The 15,700-nt window shown below is 64.7% G+C and carries 19 protein-coding genes, 1 tRNA gene and 1 pseudogene; 13 read left to right on the forward strand and 8 right to left on the reverse strand.

Annotated elements, in window-relative coordinates:
* Window positions 1-177: 177 nt before the first annotated feature.
* Both QM612_RS03315 and QM612_RS03320 read right to left on the reverse strand, forming a co-directional pair.
* A complete protein-coding gene (locus tag QM612_RS03315) occupies window positions 178-591 on the reverse strand; it encodes a putative toxin-antitoxin system toxin component, PIN family (RefSeq protein ID WP_415252475.1) in 414 nt (137 codons plus the stop codon).
* Complete coding sequence (locus QM612_RS03320; protein WP_415252476.1) at window positions 584-835, reverse strand: type II toxin-antitoxin system Phd/YefM family antitoxin; 252 nt, start codon at window positions 833-835, stop codon at window positions 584-586. Before QM612_RS03320 ends, QM612_RS03315 begins: the two co-directional genes overlap by 8 nt.
* 314 nt (window positions 836-1,149) lie before the next feature.
* On the opposite strand from QM612_RS03320, the gene rpmI reads away from it, so the two are divergent.
* The 8 genes from rpmI (at window position 1,150) to QM612_RS03360 (ending at window position 6,790) form a co-directional block, all read left to right on the forward strand.
* Window positions 1,150-1,347 carry a 50S ribosomal protein L35 gene (rpmI, locus tag QM612_RS03325; RefSeq protein WP_415252477.1) on the forward strand — a complete coding sequence of 66 codons (198 nt, stop codon included), beginning with the start codon at window positions 1,150-1,152 and terminating at the stop codon, window positions 1,345-1,347.
* Window positions 1,348-1,358: 11 nt separating this feature from the next.
* Window positions 1,359-1,718, forward strand: a complete 360-nt coding sequence (gene rplT, locus QM612_RS03330) for a 50S ribosomal protein L20 (protein ID WP_415252478.1) — start codon at window positions 1,359-1,361, stop codon at window positions 1,716-1,718.
* A gap of 145 nt (window positions 1,719-1,863) precedes the next feature.
* Window positions 1,864-2,889, forward strand: coding sequence for a phenylalanine--tRNA ligase subunit alpha (gene pheS / locus QM612_RS03335; protein WP_415252479.1), 1,026 nt, complete (start codon window positions 1,864-1,866; stop codon window positions 2,887-2,889).
* Window positions 2,886-5,297, forward strand: coding sequence for a phenylalanine--tRNA ligase subunit beta (gene pheT, locus QM612_RS03340; RefSeq protein ID WP_415252480.1), 2,412 nt, complete (start codon window positions 2,886-2,888; stop codon window positions 5,295-5,297). Before pheS ends, pheT begins: the two co-directional genes overlap by 4 nt.
* Before the next feature lie 13 nt (window positions 5,298-5,310).
* Window positions 5,311-5,613 carry an integration host factor subunit alpha gene (locus QM612_RS03345; protein ID WP_415252481.1) on the forward strand — a complete coding sequence of 101 codons (303 nt, stop codon included), beginning with the start codon at window positions 5,311-5,313 and terminating at the stop codon, window positions 5,611-5,613.
* Window positions 5,606-5,962 carry a MerR family transcriptional regulator gene (locus tag QM612_RS03350; RefSeq protein WP_415252482.1) on the forward strand — a complete coding sequence of 119 codons (357 nt, stop codon included), beginning with the start codon at window positions 5,606-5,608 and terminating at the stop codon, window positions 5,960-5,962. The genes QM612_RS03345 and QM612_RS03350 overlap by 8 nt, the downstream gene beginning before the upstream one ends.
* A 43-nt stretch (window positions 5,963-6,005) precedes the next feature.
* A tRNA-Pro gene (locus QM612_RS03355) sits at window positions 6,006-6,082 on the forward strand.
* A gap of 141 nt (window positions 6,083-6,223) precedes the next feature.
* Entirely contained in the window at window positions 6,224-6,790 is a 567-nt protein-coding gene (locus QM612_RS03360) for an HD domain-containing protein (RefSeq protein WP_415252483.1), read from the forward strand.
* A gap of 30 nt (window positions 6,791-6,820) precedes the next feature.
* Here the strand turns inward: QM612_RS03360 and QM612_RS03365 are convergent, their stop codons facing one another.
* Genes QM612_RS03365 through QM612_RS03375 form a run of 3 tightly spaced genes read right to left on the reverse strand, consistent with a single transcriptional unit; the run spans window position 6,821 to window position 10,621 of the window.
* Window positions 6,821-8,164 carry a UDP-glucose dehydrogenase family protein gene (locus QM612_RS03365; protein WP_415252484.1) on the reverse strand — a complete coding sequence of 448 codons (1,344 nt, stop codon included), beginning with the start codon at window positions 8,162-8,164 and terminating at the stop codon, window positions 6,821-6,823.
* 50 nt (window positions 8,165-8,214) lie between these two features.
* Window positions 8,215-8,940, reverse strand: a complete 726-nt coding sequence (locus QM612_RS03370) for a glycosyltransferase family 2 protein (RefSeq protein ID WP_415252485.1) — start codon at window positions 8,938-8,940, stop codon at window positions 8,215-8,217.
* A gap of 58 nt (window positions 8,941-8,998) precedes the next feature.
* Window positions 8,999-10,621, reverse strand: coding sequence for an ArnT family glycosyltransferase (locus QM612_RS03375; RefSeq protein ID WP_415252493.1), 1,623 nt, complete (start codon window positions 10,619-10,621; stop codon window positions 8,999-9,001).
* A gap of 252 nt (window positions 10,622-10,873) precedes the next feature.
* Between QM612_RS03375 and QM612_RS03380 the strand changes: the two genes are divergently transcribed.
* On the forward strand, window positions 10,874-11,224 hold the full coding sequence (locus tag QM612_RS03380) for a lipid-A-disaccharide synthase N-terminal domain-containing protein (RefSeq protein WP_415252486.1): 351 nt from the start codon (window positions 10,874-10,876) through the stop codon (window positions 11,222-11,224).
* A gap of 64 nt (window positions 11,225-11,288) precedes the next feature.
* Here QM612_RS03380 and asd read toward each other — a convergent pair whose 3' ends face one another.
* A complete protein-coding gene (gene asd / locus QM612_RS03385) occupies window positions 11,289-12,131 on the reverse strand; it encodes an archaetidylserine decarboxylase (protein WP_415252487.1) in 843 nt (280 codons plus the stop codon).
* Between the two features lie 101 nt (window positions 12,132-12,232).
* Window positions 12,233-12,928 carry an SCO family protein gene (locus QM612_RS03390; protein ID WP_415252488.1) on the reverse strand — a complete coding sequence of 232 codons (696 nt, stop codon included), beginning with the start codon at window positions 12,926-12,928 and terminating at the stop codon, window positions 12,233-12,235.
* Between the two features lie 83 nt (window positions 12,929-13,011).
* Here QM612_RS03390 and prmB point away from each other — a divergent pair, with 83 nt between their 5' ends.
* Genes prmB through QM612_RS03405 form a run of 3 tightly spaced genes read left to right on the forward strand, consistent with a single transcriptional unit; the run spans window position 13,012 to window position 15,012 of the window.
* A complete protein-coding gene (prmB, locus tag QM612_RS03395) occupies window positions 13,012-13,950 on the forward strand; it encodes a 50S ribosomal protein L3 N(5)-glutamine methyltransferase (RefSeq protein ID WP_415252494.1) in 939 nt (312 codons plus the stop codon).
* Between the two features lie 31 nt (window positions 13,951-13,981).
* Complete coding sequence (locus tag QM612_RS03400) at window positions 13,982-14,284, forward strand: transposase (protein WP_415252489.1); 303 nt, start codon at window positions 13,982-13,984, stop codon at window positions 14,282-14,284.
* Complete coding sequence (locus QM612_RS03405) at window positions 14,281-15,012, forward strand: IS3 family transposase (RefSeq protein WP_415252490.1); 732 nt, start codon at window positions 14,281-14,283, stop codon at window positions 15,010-15,012. Before QM612_RS03400 ends, QM612_RS03405 begins: the two co-directional genes overlap by 4 nt.
* A gap of 170 nt (window positions 15,013-15,182) precedes the next feature.
* Here the strand turns inward: QM612_RS03405 and QM612_RS03410 are convergent, their stop codons facing one another.
* Window positions 15,183-15,566 (reverse strand): hypothetical protein, encoded by a 384-nt coding sequence (locus QM612_RS03410; protein ID WP_415252491.1) that lies wholly within the window; start codon window positions 15,564-15,566, stop codon window positions 15,183-15,185.
* Window positions 15,567-15,617: 51 nt separating this feature from the next.
* On the opposite strand from QM612_RS03410, the pseudogene QM612_RS03415 reads away from it, so the two are divergent.
* Window positions 15,618-15,700, forward strand: a pseudogene (locus QM612_RS03415) (IS5/IS1182 family transposase); the annotation flags it as partial.

The raw sequence follows: 15,700 nt of genomic DNA on the forward strand, positions 1-15,700 counted from the left end.
GGCGATCGCCGGGGGTCTCGGTCACCAAGCGAGTATCGGGGGTGAGGCGAGGCGGCTTGCGAACCACTGGTTCGCGCCTCGCCGACGCCCGCCGCATTGCGGTGGGCCGGACTGACTGACCGAGACACCGGCAGTCGCCCGTCGAGAAGGCGGATGAGGGATGCGTGGACGACAGGCTTAGCCGTCGTCCCGCAGGAAATCCGCCGGCGTCACGATCCTGACGCAGTGGAAGGGGTGCAGGGCAAGCAGGTCGGCGTCGCCGGTGATGATGGTCTCTGCTTCGCCATTGACCGCGACATGCAGGAACTTGTCGTCCCTCGGATCGCGGCAAGCCGAATCGCGCCAGCGGATTTCGACCATGCGCGCCACGCCGCCCAGCTTGCGGACGAACTCCTCACGGTCATGGCGTGAAACGTAGGGGTCGAACTCCGGGCGCGACAGCACGTCGACCAGTTCGGTCAGCGTGGCTGTGGACAGCAGCAACACGCCGCGTGCCAGCGCATGGTCGAGCGCGCGGGCGGGCGTGCCGCCCGGCATCAGCAGGCGGCTGACCAGCACATTGGTATCAACGACGCAGCGGCGCTCAGGCATCGTCGGCCAGCAGTTCGGCCAGCTTTGCCTCGGTCAGTCCCGTCTTGGTGGCCTTGTCGCCGACGGCATCGCAGAAGCGCTGGAACTCGGCCACGTTGAGCCTGCTGAGGCGTTCGTATTCCTGCATCGACAGCACGACGGCCACGTCGCGGGCGTGGCGCCGGATGACGACCGGCTCCCGGGCTGCGGCGTCGAGAACGCCAGCCAGCCCCTGCTTGGCTTCGGAAGCAGTGATGGTGCGCATGGCAAAACCTTTATTGTGTCCAGTTTGTACAAATTAGACCATATTGGAGGTGTTGGGCAAGCTGACCAGCGAAGGCGCGGTGCTAACCGGCTGATTTGCAAAGGCTTGCGCCGGCGTGCATAATGCGCGGCCCGGTTCGCCGGCTTTGTTGTTTGCAGTACCCAGGACCCGCCCGGATTCCATCAGGATCAAGGGCTTACCCACCGGCAAGGCAGGATGGAAAGCCCGGATTTTGGGCTTCGTGACGAGCAAAGCGAGTCACAAAGCACAAAAAACGGCGCCTCAGCCAGTTCTAGATATCGCAAGGATTCCCAATGCCCAAGATCAAGACCAGCCGGGCGGCGGCCAAGCGCTTCCGGAAGACCGCTTCCGGCAAGTACAAGTGCGGCCACGCCAACAAGAGCCACATCCTCACCAAGAAGGCGACCAAGCGGAAGCGCAACCTGCGGCAGACGAACCATGTTCGTGCCGAGGACGCGGGCCGTCTGGACCGCATGCTGCCGTATTTGTGAGGGGATAAGACATGGCACGAGTCAAGCGTGGTGTTACGGCGCGCCGCCGTCACAAGAAAATCCTGAAGGCTGCGAAGGGCTACTACAACGCCCGCCGCAAGGTCTTCCGCGTCGCCAAGCAGGCGGTCACCAAGGCACAGCAATACGCCTACATCGGCCGCAAGCAGAAGAAGCGCCAGTTCCGCACCCTGTGGATCGCGCGTATCAATGCGGCTGCCCGTGCGAACGGCCTGAGCTACAGCCGCTTCATGAACGGCCTGCTGAAGGCCGGCATCACCCTGGATCGCAAGGTGCTGGCGGACATCGCTGTGCATGATGCGGCGGGTTTTGCGGCCCTGACCGAAAAGGCCAAGGGCGCTTTGGCGGCGTAAGCCGTCGATCCACACGCAGGTTGTATCCGGTGGCGAAAGCCGCCAAAGACGTGGGGAAGGGCGCAAGTCCTTCCCCATTGTTTTTTTTGCCTCCCCTTCTCCCGCTGGCGGGAGAAGGTGCCGAAGGCGGATGAGGGTGGAACACATGACTGACATCGAATCCTTGTCGAAACAAGCACTGGCCGACATCGCCGCAGCCTCCACGCCCGACGCACTGGAAGCGCTGCGCGTGGCCCTGCTCGGCAAGAGCGGCAGCATCACCGCGCAATTGAAGGCGCTGGGCGCGCTGCCCGGTGACCAGCGCAAGGCGGCGGGCGAGGCGATCAACCGCGCGCGCGATGCCATCGGCGAGGCGCTGTCCGCGCGCAAGGCCGCGCTGGACGATGCCGCGCTGGAAGCACGCCTTGCCCTTGAGTCCATCGATGTCACCCTGCCGGGTCGCGATGCCGGGCGCGGCGGCGTGCATCCGGTCAGCCGCACGCTGGAGCGCATCGCCGAAATCTTCGGTCGCCTTGGCTATGAACTGGCCGACGGCCCGGAGATCGAGGACGACTGGCACAACTTCGAAGCGTTGAACTTCCCGCCGCATCATCCGGCGCGCGCGATGCACGACACCTTCTACCTGCCTTCGGACGGCAGAGGCGTCGCCCGCCTGCTGCGCACGCACACCTCCGGCGTGCAGGTGCGCTACATGACCGACCACCTCGCATCCGGCAAGCGCGGGCCGCTGCGCATGATCGCTGCCGGCAAGGTGTACCGCAGCGATTCCGATCAGACCCACACGCCGATGTTCCATCAGGTGGAAGGCCTGCTGGTCGATGAGCACGCCAGCTTCGCCGATCTCAAGGGCACGCTAGTGGAGTTCGTGCGCGCGTTCTTCGAGCGTGATTTCGAAATGCGTTTTCGCCCAAGCTACTTCCCCTTCACGGAGCCGTCTGCGGAAGTCGATATCGCGTGGCAGCAGGCCGATGGCAGCACCCGCTGGCTGGAAGTGCTGGGCTGCGGGATGGTGCATCCGAACGTGCTGAAGAACGTCGGCATCGACCCCGAGCAATACACCGGCTTCGCCTTCGGCCTTGGCGTCGAACGCTTCGCGATGCTGCGCTACGGCGTCAGCGACCTGCGCAGCTTCTTCGACAACGATGTGCGCTTCCTGAGGCAGTTCGCATGAAATTCTCCGAAAACTGGCTGCGCCAGCACGTCAACACCAGCGCGACCCGCGAGGAACTCGCCGCCACGCTGACCGCCATCGGCCTTGAGGTCGAGGAATTGACGCCGCTGGGCGAAGCGCTGGACGGCGTGGTCGTTGCGCGCATCGTCTCCTGCGCAAAGCACCCCGAAGCCGACAAGCTGCAAATCTGTCAGGTCGATGCCGGCAACGGCGCGATGCTGCAAATCGTCTGCGGCGCACCGAACGCGCGCGCGGGCCTGGTTGCGCCGCTTGCAACAATTGGCACGAAGATCGGCGAGATCACCATCAAGGCGGCGAAGCTGCGCGGCGTCGAATCCAGCGGCATGCTGTGCTCCGCCAAGGAACTCGGCATCGATGCCGACGCTTCCGGCCTGCTGGAACTGCCGTCTGACGCGCCGGTTGGAATGCCGCTGGCGGATTACCTCGGCCTGCCGGATGCCGCCATCGAACTGAAGCTGACCCCGAACCGCGCCGACTGCTTCGGCGTGCGCGGCATCGCCTTCGATGTGGCCGCCGCGACTGGCTGCGAAGTCGAGTCGCTGGACGCTACGCCGGTGCCGGCGCAGACCGACGCCACGATGGTGGTGGAACTGGCCGCAGGCGAAAAGGTGCCGCGCTTCGTTGGCCGCGTGATCGAAAACGTGGATGCGAACGTGGCAACGCCGGTATGGATGGCGCAGCGCCTGCAACGCAGCGGCGTGCGCCCGATCAGTTTCCTTGTCGATGTCACCCAGTACGTGATGCTGGAACTCGGTCAGCCGATGCATGCATTCGACCGCGACAAGTTGCAGTCGCCGATGGTCGTGCGGCCCGCGCGTGCCGGTGAGGAAACAAAACTTCTCGACGGTCGCACCGTGGCACTGGACGAAGAGTTTCTGGTCGTCGCCGACAGCACCGGCGGTCACGGCGCGCGCGCGGTGGCGCTGGGCGGGATCATGGGCGGCGAGGACACCAAGGTTGGCACCGCGACCTGCAACGTGTTCCTTGAAGCCGCGCACTGGATTCCGTCCGCGATCATCGGTCGCAGCCGCAAGCTGGGCCTGCATACCGATGCCGGCCACCGCTTCGAGCGTGGCGTTGATCCGGAACTGCCACGCATCGCCGTTGAGCGTGCGACGCGCCTGATCCTCGACATCGCAGGCGGCGCGGCCGGCCCGGTGATCGAAGCCGTGCTGCCGGAGCACCTGCCCAAGCCGCAGCCGATTCAACTGCGTCGCGCGCGGCTTGCGCGCGTGCTGGGTACGCAGGTGGCCGATGCCGAAGTCACCCGCATCCTGTCCGCACTCGGACTTGCGGTGGAAGCAAGCGACACCGGCTGGTCGGTGACGCCGCCCGCGCGCCGCTTCGATATCGCCATTGAGGAAGACCTGATCGAGGAAGTCGCGCGCATCCACGGCTACGACGCCATCCCGGCCACGCTGCCGGGCGGCGCGGTCCGCATCGCCGCGCCCAGTGCCGCTTCTCACGGACGAATGTCCGCTGAAACTCGCAGCAGCGAGCACGACGTGCGCCGCCAACTGGTGGCGCGCGATTATCTGGAAGCGATCAACTACGCCTTCGTCGATGCTGACCTGCTGGCGAAGTGGACGCTTGCCGAAGGCAGCGTGGCGCTGGCCAATCCGCTCAGCGCCGAACTGGGCGTGATGCGCACGCGCCTGCTGCCGGGGCTGGTTGATGCCTTGGCACGCAACGCCGCGCGCCAACAGTCGCGCGTGCGGCTGTTCGAGATCGGCAAGAGTTTCTTGGCATCCGCCGGTGCGCCGGTCGAAACGCTGCGCATCGCCGCCGTTGCCTGCGGTGACGCGCACGCCGAGCAGTGGGGGCAGACCGCGCGCAAGCTCGACTTCCACGACATCAAGGGCGATCTGGACAGCCTTGCCGCGCTGTCCGGCGCGACGCTGGAATACCGTGCTTCGGCGCAGCCGTTCGCGCATCCGGGGCGCAGCGCCGATGTGTACCGTGATGGCGTGTGCATCGGCTGGATCGGCCAGTTGCATCCGCGCCTGCAGCAGGCGCTGGGCGTGGATGCCGACGTGTTCGGCTTCGAACTGGAACTGGCTGCACTGCAGGCGCGCCTGTTGCCGCGTGCGGCATCGCTGTCGCGCTTCCCGTCCGTCCGCCGCGATCTTGCGTTCGTCGTCCCGGAAGCGGTGAGCTGGGATGCCTTGCGCGGCACCGTCAGGACCGCTGCGGGCGCGCTGCTGCGCGATGTCCAGTTGTTTGACCGCTATGCCGGCAAGGGCATCGAATCCGGATGCAAGAGTCTCGCCATGGCCTTGATTTTGCAGGACGAATCCCGCACCCTGACCGACCGCGACGTGGATGCCGTGGTGGCCGATGTGGTCGCCGCACTGGGAAGGGAACACGACGCGATCATTCGGCGCTGAACAGGGGGCGGCAATGGCGTTGACCAAGGCGGACATGGCGGAGCGTTTGTATGAGGACGTCGGCCTGAACAAGCGCGAGGCGAAGGAGTTCGTCGATGCGTTTTTCGATGCGCTGCGCGAAGCGCTGGAGCAGGGCAGGCAGGTGAAGCTGTCCGGCTTCGGCAATTTCGACCTGCGCCGCAAGAACCAGCGTCCGGGCCGTAACCCCAAGACCGGCGAGGAGATTCCGATCTCTGCCCGTACCGTGGTGACGTTCCGCCCCGGCCAGAAGCTGAAGGAGCGCGTGGAAGCCTTCACGGGGGCAGCCCATGCTTGATCCGGGCAGCAACCGCGAACTCCCGCCAATCCCGGCCAAGCGCTACTTCACCATCGGCGAAGTCAGCGAACTGTGCGACGTCAAGCCGCATGTCCTGCGCTACTGGGAAACCGAGTTCCCCAGCCTGGAACCGGCCAAGCGCCGTGGCAACCGCCGCTACTACCAGCGCCACGACGTGCTGATGGTGCGCCAGATCCGCAGCCTGCTGTACGAGCAGGGCTACACCATCGGCGGCGCGCGCCTGCGGCTGGAAGGCGACGGCGCGAAGCAGGAGTCGGCGCTGTCCAATCAGATCGTCCGCCAGGTGCGGATGGAACTGGAAGAAGTCCTGCAACTGCTGCGCCGCTGAGGCGGCACTGCCGCCCGCATCGGCTATAATCTGCAACCACTGTCGGGGTATAGCGCAGCCTGGTAGCGCACTTGTCTGGGGGACAAGTGGTCGTCGGTTCAAATCCGGCTACCCCGACCATCTGGTTTTGAATCAACGGCCTGAACCCTGCGGTTCGGGCCGTTTTTCATTGCGATTTCATCCGGGGCGGCTTGGCAGTCTCATCCGCTGCGATGACAACCCCGGATACTTCGTGTTCTTGAGAACGGGGGAACCAGCATGGTGGAACGTCGAAAAGAACCGATCTGTCAGCTCATCGATGCCTTGGCGCTTGCCGCCGAGGCGCATCGGCATCAGCGCAGGAAAGATGCAGATGCTAGCCCGTACATCAATCATCCGATTTCGCTGCTGCACATCCTCAGCATCGATGCGGGGATCACGGAGCCCAGCGTGCTGTGTGCCGCTGCGTTGCACGACTATCTGGAGGATTGCTGCGGTCAGGCAGGGCAGCCGTCTGTCGAGGAAGGCCGCAGCATCCTGTTGGCGCGGTTCGGGCAGGACGTGCTGGCCTATGTTGATGCCGTCAGCGATGACAAGCGCCTGCCGAAGCAGGAGCGCAAGCGGCTGCAGGTGGAGCACGCGGCAAGCGCGCCGTTCGGTGCGCGACTGGTCAAGCTTGCGGACAAGATCGCCAACCTGCGGGATATCCAGGCGTCACCACCTGCGGATTGGCCGCTGGCGCGTCGCCGCGAGTATTTCGATTGGGCGAAACAGGTGGTTGACCGGATGCGGGGAACGCATGCATCGCTGGAAGCCTTGTTCGATGCGACATATGCGGGCAGGCCGTAGCCCAAGCCAATCGATGGCCCACCGGCCAATTCACGAAGCCTGCCTCACGGACGCGCCGCGACCGATCCCGTAATACGCCAGCCCCGCGTCCTGCATCCGCTCGGGTGAGTAGATGTTGCGGCCATCGAAGACCACGGCATCGGCCAGGTGTTCGCGCAGGCATTGCAGGTCAACGGTTCGGAACACTTCCCATTCGGTGACCACGACGAGGGCATCGGCACCCTGGAGCGCTTCCTGCGCGGATGCACACAGCAGCAAGTCATCACGTTCGCCGTAGATGCGACGCGCCGCATCCATCGCCGCCGGGTCGTATGCGCGCACCCGTGCGCCTGCATCCCAAAGCTGTTGCAGCAATCGGCGGCTTGGCGCTTCGCGCATGTCATCGGTATCGGGCTTGAACGCCAGCCCCCAGACCGCGAACGTGCGCTTTGCAAGATCACCCGAATAGTGACGATTAACCAGCTCGAACAGGTGGGATTTCTGGCGTTCGTTGACGGCTTCAACCGCATCCAGCAGGTGCGTTGAAACCTGCACATCGCGCGCGGCGCGCGACAGGGCGCGCACGTCCTTCGGGAAACACGAGCCGCCATAGCCGGCACCGGGATAGAGGAAATGACGGCCGATGCGGGGATCGGAGCCAACGCCCTGACGCACCTGCTCGATGTCGGCACCGAGTGCTTCCGCCAGCGTCGCCATTTCATTCATGAAGCTGATCCGCGTTGCCAGCATGGCATTGGCCGCGTACTTGGTCAGCTCTGCGGAGCGTGCATCCATGGTCACGATGCGGCCATTGCCGCGCGTGAACGGTTCGTACAACTGGCGCAATGCGCGCATCGCCGCATCATCGTCACCGCCAATCACGATGCGGTCCGGATGCAGGCAGTCATTGACGGCATCGCCTTCCTTCAGGAACTCGGGGTTGGACACGACGCTGAAGGGAATCTCCACGCCGCGCGCATGCAGTTCCCCGGCGACGATGGCACGTACGCGGTCAGCGGTGCCAACGGGAACGGTCGATTTGTTGACGACCACGCAGGGCGCATCGACATGCTGGCCGATGGCCGTGGCCACCGCGGTGACGGCGCGCAGGCAGGCACCGCCTTGCGCGTCCTGCGGCGTGCCAACCGCGATCATGAGGATGCCGCCATCGCGCACTGCCATGGCCGCATCCGTGGTGAAGTGCAGCCGCCCCGCGCCATGGCTGTCCCGAACCAGTGCATCAAGACCGGGTTCGTGGATGGGAATCTCGCCACGGTTCAGCCGCGCAATGCGGTCGGCGTCGATGTCCACGCAGGTGACCTGATGCCCCACGCTGGCAAGGCAGGTGCCAGTGACAAGGCCCACATAGCCAGTGCCGAAAATCGAGACTTTCATAGGCTTCCAGGGAGGGACGAAGGTAATGGCATTGGCATTGCGGATTGCATTCAGCGCTCCTCGAAGGCGGGGAACTTCGCCCGCTTGATCAACCACGCAACACCAAGCAGGTCGGAGACCCCGACCAATGCCCGGCCGAGGTTGGTGTATTTGGAGACGCCGCTTGCGCGCGGGCGATGATTGACCGGCACGCTGACCGTCTTCCAGCCTGCACGCTGCATCAGTGCCGGCAGGAAGCGGTGCATGTGGTCGAAATACGGCAACTCCAGGAATGCCCGGCGTTCGAACAGCTTGGTGCCGCAGCCCGTGTCGGGCGTGTCGTCATGCAGCATGCGGCTGCGGATGGCGTTCGCCCATTTCGATGCCAGCCGCTTGCTGCCGGAATCCTTGCGCTGTGTACGCCATCCGGCAAACAGCCTGACGTCCGGCGGGGAGCGCAGGCGCTGCGCCCACAGCCGTGGAATATCCGCAGGGTCGTTCTGGCCATCGCCATCCAGCGTTGCGATCCATTCGCCACGGGCAAGCCCGGCGCCGGTGCGGATCGCCGTACTTTGACCGGCGTTGGTGAGGTGCCTGATGACGCGCAGCTCGGGCACGTCGCGCTTCAGCGCTTCCAGTGCGGTGGGCGTGGCATCCGTCGAGCCATCATCGACACACAGGATTTCAAACGCAATGCAACCGCGCAGGGCTGCGGTGATTTCGTGGACCAGCGGCGCGATGTTGTCCTGCTCGTTGAAAACCGGCACGACGACGGAAATGACGGGGTGTTCGGTCATGCACGGGCTCCGGGATGTTCGATGGCTGAAGTGAGTGGCGGCGCTGATGCATTCGGATTCATTCGCGGACAGCGCCGTCCTGCGCGAATGGCGGTGGCGTGCAATCGGCAGGCACGGCCGCGCCCGGCACCAGCCACCAGACGCGGCGATTGGACTGGCCGACCCGGATGCTCCGGTGCCTGTCGATGCAGGAGGCAAGCGCTTCCTCGATCACGAACAACCAGCGCCTGTCCGGCGCGGCGCGAACCCAATCGCGGGCATCGATCCATTGTTCATGCCATGGCGTCTTGTAGCCGAACTCGACCACCGGGCGGCGGGCCTGAAGCAGGTTCTGTTCGCGCCAGCCGATCAGGCCCAGCTCGGCATCCTGCCCGATGTGCTCGGCTGCGCGCTGCATGACCTGCTGCGCCGAACTGCTTGCGCTCAGGGCGGGCATCAGTCCAATGCCGTGGACGATCCACAGCCAGCCACTGAAAAGAACGAGCGCCCTGGCAATGCGGTGCCGGCGGTGGGCCGCGATCAGCACCCAGCCCATCGCGCCAAGCGCCAGCAGCCAGAGCAGGATGCGCTGTACCACGGGCAATGACAGCTCACGCTGTACGGCAAGACGCTGCGCCCAGTCACTCCAGCCAGCCAGGGCAACCAGTGCAGCCAGCATGGCAGTGCTCGCAATCGCCACCAGATAGGCAAGCAGCGTGCTGCGCACGCCACGCATGCGCAAAAGTCCGGGCAGCAGTGGCGCAGCGGCAAGGCACAGGGCGGGCAGCGCAGGGAAGATGTAAACCTCGCGCTTGCCGGGGCTGACACTGAAGAAAATCAGCACCAGCAGCGCCCAGCCAAGCAGCAGCACATGGCGCGGATCCAGCCGTCGCAGCCGTCGCCACCACGCAGGCAGCAGCCACGGCAGCAGCAATGCACCGGGAAGCCACAGCGTGAACACGACTTGCACGTAGTACCACCACGGCTGCACATGCATCCATGGATCCAGATAGCGCTGCCCGGTCTGCTTGAACAGAAGTTCATGCACATAACTTTCCAGCGCCGGATCAGGATTCAGTGCCAGCGTGCCCAGCAGCGGCCCCAGCCAGACGGCGGTGCCCGCGACAAAGGCCAGCAGCGTGCCGATCCAGTCAACGACCCACGCCTTGCCCGGCGGTGTTGCTTTTCCGGTTCGCCGCACCACGATCCATGGCAGCAGCACCAGCAGCGGCAGGAAGCCGACGCCCTTGGTCACCGTGCCCAGGCCTGCGGCAAACGCGCCCAGCCACAGCAGCCAGCGTGAACGTGCAAGCAGCAGGTATTGCAACAGCGCCCACAGCGCCAGCGTGGTCAACGCCACCAGCACCATGTCGATCTGCCCGCGCTTGGCCTGCAATCCGAACTGGATGCACACCCACAAGGCACCGGCCGCATGCCACGCGATGCGGCGCGACCACAACCGCCGCGCAAGATCCCAGGTCAACCACAGCGTCGCCAGTCCAGCCAGCAGTGAAGGCAGCAGGAAGGCGACCGGCCAGTCACGCACCAGCGTGTAGGCGGCTGCCTGCATCCACATGAACACGGCGGGCTTCTCGGCGTAGAACTCCTGCCCGCGATGCGGTATCAGCCAGTGCCCGCTTTCCACCATGTCCCTTGCGGCAAGCACGAATCGCGGCTCGTCCGGCGGCATTGGCTCACGCATCCCGATGCCGGCAGCAAGGCTGAACACGATCAGCAACAGCCACGCGACTGCATGCCAGGACGGACGTTTCGATGTCGATTGCACGCAGGAACCGGCTGGATGTGTTGTGTGCGGAAGTCCTGCCAGTTTACCGTCGGAACATCGCAGGGACGCCCGGCTGGCGGCAGCGGGAGCGGGCGTTCCTTCAGTGAAGGCATCAATCCCGCACAATTCCTTTCATCGCAGACAGCAGGCACGCAACGTATGGACTTCATGAATGCCCCCATCGCCTGGCTGGCGTGGACCGGGCTGCATCTTTCACCATGGAAGCTGATTGGGCTGACCGGCGCATCGATGTTCGGTGCGCGCTGGCTGGTGCAGGTGCTGGCATCGCGCCGGGCGCAGAAGCCGGTGATTCCGCGCGCGTTCTGGTACATGAGCCTGACCGGCAGTGCCATGACGCTGGCGTACTTCACGCTCTCGGCCAAGCAGGATGCGGTTGGCGTGCTGCAAAACCTGCTGCCGACATTCACGGCCGCGTACAGCCTGTGGCTGGACATCCGGCATCACGGCTGGCGGCGTCAGCAGGTGCCGGGGAGAACGGAAACCGATCTTGAGGGTTGAACGGCATGCGCGTCGGCAACGCACATGCTGAAGTTCATGCAGGGATTACTGCGTTCGCGATTTTTCAGCCGCGCATCGCCAGTCGCTGCCCCAGCCGCACGGGTGTTTCGGCCTGCAATGCAGGGTCGAGCGTGGCCGCGCCTTTCGGCAACAGCACGATCACGGTGCTGCCGTAGTTGAAGCGCGCCATTTCGGCGAAGCGTTCAAGCACGATGCCCTTGCCGCGCCAGTCCTTGCGGGTGATGGCATCGGCATAGGCGGGGATTTCCACGCCGCTCCACACGGTTTCCACGCCGGAGACCAGCAGCGCGCCGACCATCACCTGCACCATCGGGCCGAAGTCGGTATCGAAATGGCAAACCAGCCGCTCGTTGCGGGCAAACAGGCGCGGTACGCCGGCCACGGCGGCGGTGCCGACGCTGAACAAGCGGCCCGGCACATGCACGGTTTCGCGCAGGGTGCCCGTCCACGGCATGTGGACGCGGTGGTAGTCGCGCGGTGACAGATAGACGGTGGCGAAGCTGCCATCGGAAAACGGCGCGGCATCGGCCTTGCTGCCCAGCAGTTCGGCGGCGGTGAAGCCCTGCCCCTTGGCCTGGAAGATGCGGCCATCGATGATCGGCCCGCACTGGCTGATGTGGCCGTCTGCCGGCATCAGCAGCGCGTTCGGGTTGGCATCCGGCACGCGCGCGCCGGGCTTGAGCGCGCGGGTGAAGAAGGCGTTGAAACTCGGGTAGGCCCTGGCATCCGGCTCCGCCGCTTCGGACAGGTCAACGCCGAACTTGCGGACAACGGTGTCGATCAACCATTGCTTGGTCGAAGGGTTGGTCGAATACGCCAGCCTGCGCGCCAGCGAGGACAGCGCGCGATGCGGCAGCACATAGGTCAGGGCGGTAAGTGGTGTCATGGGTGAGGTGGCCTGAGTGTTTTGCTCGTCATCCCCGCGAAGGCGGGCATCGTTTCGCAGACCTCGTGTCTGCGTATCCATGGACTTTGATTTTCAACGGTTCAACGTCCATGGGTTCCCGCCTTCGCGGGAACGACGGTGTTGGATTCCGTCAGCGTCATCAAATCGGCGGCGATGGCATTCACATCGAACGGCGGCTGCGCCACGCCGGCCATCCGCGCCTGCGGATCAAGCAGCACCAGCGCCGCGCTGTGGTCGATGCTGTAGTCGTTGGGCGCACCACTGGTTCCGGGCCCGCTTTTATTGGGCACTTTCATGAACACCAGCGACAGCGAACGCGCGAACGCCTGCAACTGCGGCAGCGGCGCAGTTGCCGCCAGCGTGTCGGGGTGGAAGGCGTGCGCGTACTTGCCCAGCAGTTCGGGCGTGTCGCGTTCGGGATCGGCGGATACCAGCAGTAGGCGCGGGCGGCTGGCTTCCGGTACCTGCGCCCATTGCTTCTGCGCACCGGCAAGCTGCGCCAGCGTGGTGGGGCAGACGTCCGGGCAGTGGGTGAAGCCGAGGAACACCACCGTCCAGTGGCCCTTCAATTCATCCGCCGTCAGCGGCGTGCCGTCCGATTGCTGCAACGCGAATGCAGGCAGCGTGCGCGGCGTGTGCATCAGGGTGATGGCGCGGGTCTCCGGCAACGCGGGGGCAGCGGGCGATGCCGGCCCGTTGAACTGCAGCGAGGCCCACAAGCCCAGCGCAGCGGCCACGAAGAACACCAGCGACAGCAGCAGGGCGCGTTTCGACATGGGCGTCCGGAATCAAGGCGGGCTGCCATGATACCGGCACGCCGTCGCTATACTGCCGGGCTTGTCCCGCGCGCGTGGCCACAATGTCCCAGGAACTGCAAACCATCATCGACCTGATCCGCTACGGCGCAAGCCGGTTCAACGCGGCGGGCCTGACCTTCGGCCACAGCTATGACAACGCGCTGGACGAGGCCACCCAGCTCACCCTGCACGCGCTGCACCTGCCGCACGACCTGCCGCCGGCCTACGGCAACGCCCGCGTGACCGAGGCGGAAAAAGAGGACGTGCTGGGCCTGTTCCTGCGCCGCATCGAGGAGCGCATCCCCGCCGCCTACCTGACTGGCGAAGCGTGGTTCGCCGGCCTCAGCTTCAAGTCCGACCCGCGCGCGCTGGTGCCGCGTTCGCCCATCGCCGAGATGATCGAAGCCGGTTTCCAGCCCTGGCTGGGCGACCGCGAAGTGCGCCGCGCGCTGGATCTGTGTACCGGCTCCGGCTGCATCGCCATTGCGATGGCGCATCACAATCCCGATTGGCATGTCGATGGTGCCGACATCAGCGACGATGCGCTGTCACTCGCGCGCGAGAACGAAGCGCGCCTGCATGTCGAAAACGTGCGCTTCGTGAAATCCGACCTGTTCGCCGGCCTGCAGGGCGAGCATTACGACTTGATCGTCACCAACCCGCCGTACGTCACCAATGACGAAACCGACGCCCTGCCGCGCGAGTATGCGCACGAGCCGGAACTGGGCCTGCGCGCGGGCGACGACGGCCTGGACATCGCCCTGAAGATCATGCGCGACGCGCCCCTGCACCTGTCGCAGGACGGCCTGCTGGTCTGCGAAGTGGGTGAAGCCGAACGCGCACTGGTCAAGCTGCTGCCGGAACTGCCGCTGGCATGGGTGGAGTTCAAGGTCGGGCAGATGGGCATCTTCGTGGCCGAATGCGCAGACCTTGTGGCGCATCACGCGCAGATAGCGAAGCTGGCGGATGATCTTGCCCCCGCTCGACGGACACCCGGTTAAGCGATTCACTATCGCAAACCGAGGTGGAACCATGACAACGAAGAAGACGGTTGGACAGAGGGCGCGGCGCGCGCGCTTCAGCGCGGAGTTCAAGCAACAGGCGCTGCTGAAGGCGTTGAAGGACGGGGTGCCAGCGGCAGCCAGGGAGTTGGGTCTGGAGCCGGCGCAGTTGTACGCATGGCGATCAAAGGCGCAGCAGCAAGGTCAGAACGACGAAGCGCAGCGGTTGCAGCAGACCGAGCTGGCACGGCTGCGGCGTGAGCTGGCACGGGTGGAAGAGGAGAACGCCTTCCTAAAAAAGGCGGCAGCGTACTTCGCGAAGCAGCCCAAGTGAAGTACGCAACGATGAAGGCGCACGAAAGCGAGTTTGCGGTGCGGCTGATGTCCCGGGTGTTGTCGGTGTCGCCGAGCGGGTACTACGGCTGGCGCAACCGGCAGCCATCGAAGCGCCACCAGGCACGCGCGGCGCTGGATGCGCAGGTGCGGGAGCGGTTCGAGGATCGCAAGGGCCGGGAGGGTGCCCCACGGCTGTCACGGCGCTTGGGCCGCGGACGCCGCCAGGTGGCGGAAAGCCTGCGCCGGCAGGGCTTGCGCGCGAAGGCCGCGAGGAAGTTCAAGGCAACCACGAACTCGAATCACACGCTGCCGGTGGCGCAGAACCTGTTGCAGCAGGACTTCACGGCGAGCCGGGCCAATCAGGTGTGGGTCGGCGACATCACGTTCATCGGTACGGACGAGGGCTGGCTGTACCTGGCCGTGGTACTGGACCTGTATTCGCGCCGGGTCGTGGGCTGGTCGATGGGCGATCGCATGCCGGCCTCGCTGGTGTGCGACGCGCTGCGCATGGCGCTGTTCAACCGCAGGATGCCGCGCGGCGTCATCATGCACACCGATCGCGGCAGCCAGTACTGCGCGCGCGAGCACCGCGATCTGCTCGATGAGCACGGCCTGATCGCCAGCATGAGCGCCAAGGGCAACTGCTACGACAACGCAGCGATGGAAAGCTCATCCACTGTGACGCTGATTCGAACGCCTCCGCCAGTGAAGTTCTTTGGTCTGTAGAAGTAAACAAGTGCTGTGTCCTGGTGCGTAACCTCCAGTCCTGCGAATGGAGGATTGGTGGTTGGAATTGTCGAGCAACCGCTAAACAAAAGCGCCAAGGTAACTGGGGCAATGAATGGAATGAACCTCATATGGCCTCCACAGATATTTGAGCAGAGCTAACGCCTGAGTTAAGCCGCGCCACGAAGTGGCGTCGGCTTGAACGAATTGTTAGGGCGCAACCGGCGGAAGGCTAAAAGCGCCACTAGCAAGGTGATGGGAAAAGATACTGCATGCCACCAGGGCCATGCTTGCAGTGCCCAGATCATGCCAGAAGAGTCGAGTGTGAAAATTGCGACGATGGCGTAAACGGCAAATGGCGCAGGAACGGTCGCGATGGTTGCGCTACCTAGCGATGGCGCGGCAAGAAGTGTGAACGCAGCAATCGAAGACAAGTAGCGGAGCCATGGCCATGAGGCCGGCATAAAGCGGGCAATGAGAAAAGCGGGAATCGCGGCCACCGTCGTATAGGTCAGGTAGGCAATGAGGAAGAACAGGCCAACGATTACTTGCATTTGCGCCCTAAGAGCCTGTTCAAAGTCTTTCTCATCCCTGATGCTATAGGGATGAGACATCCCTATCCCAGTGACATCAGCCGCGAGCAGTTCGAGACGATCCTTCCGCTGCTGGAGAGTGCCCGCAAGAAGAC

The organism is Thermomonas sp., assembly GCF_047606765.1.
In the GTDB taxonomy this organism is placed as follows: domain Bacteria; phylum Pseudomonadota; class Gammaproteobacteria; order Xanthomonadales; family Xanthomonadaceae; genus Thermomonas.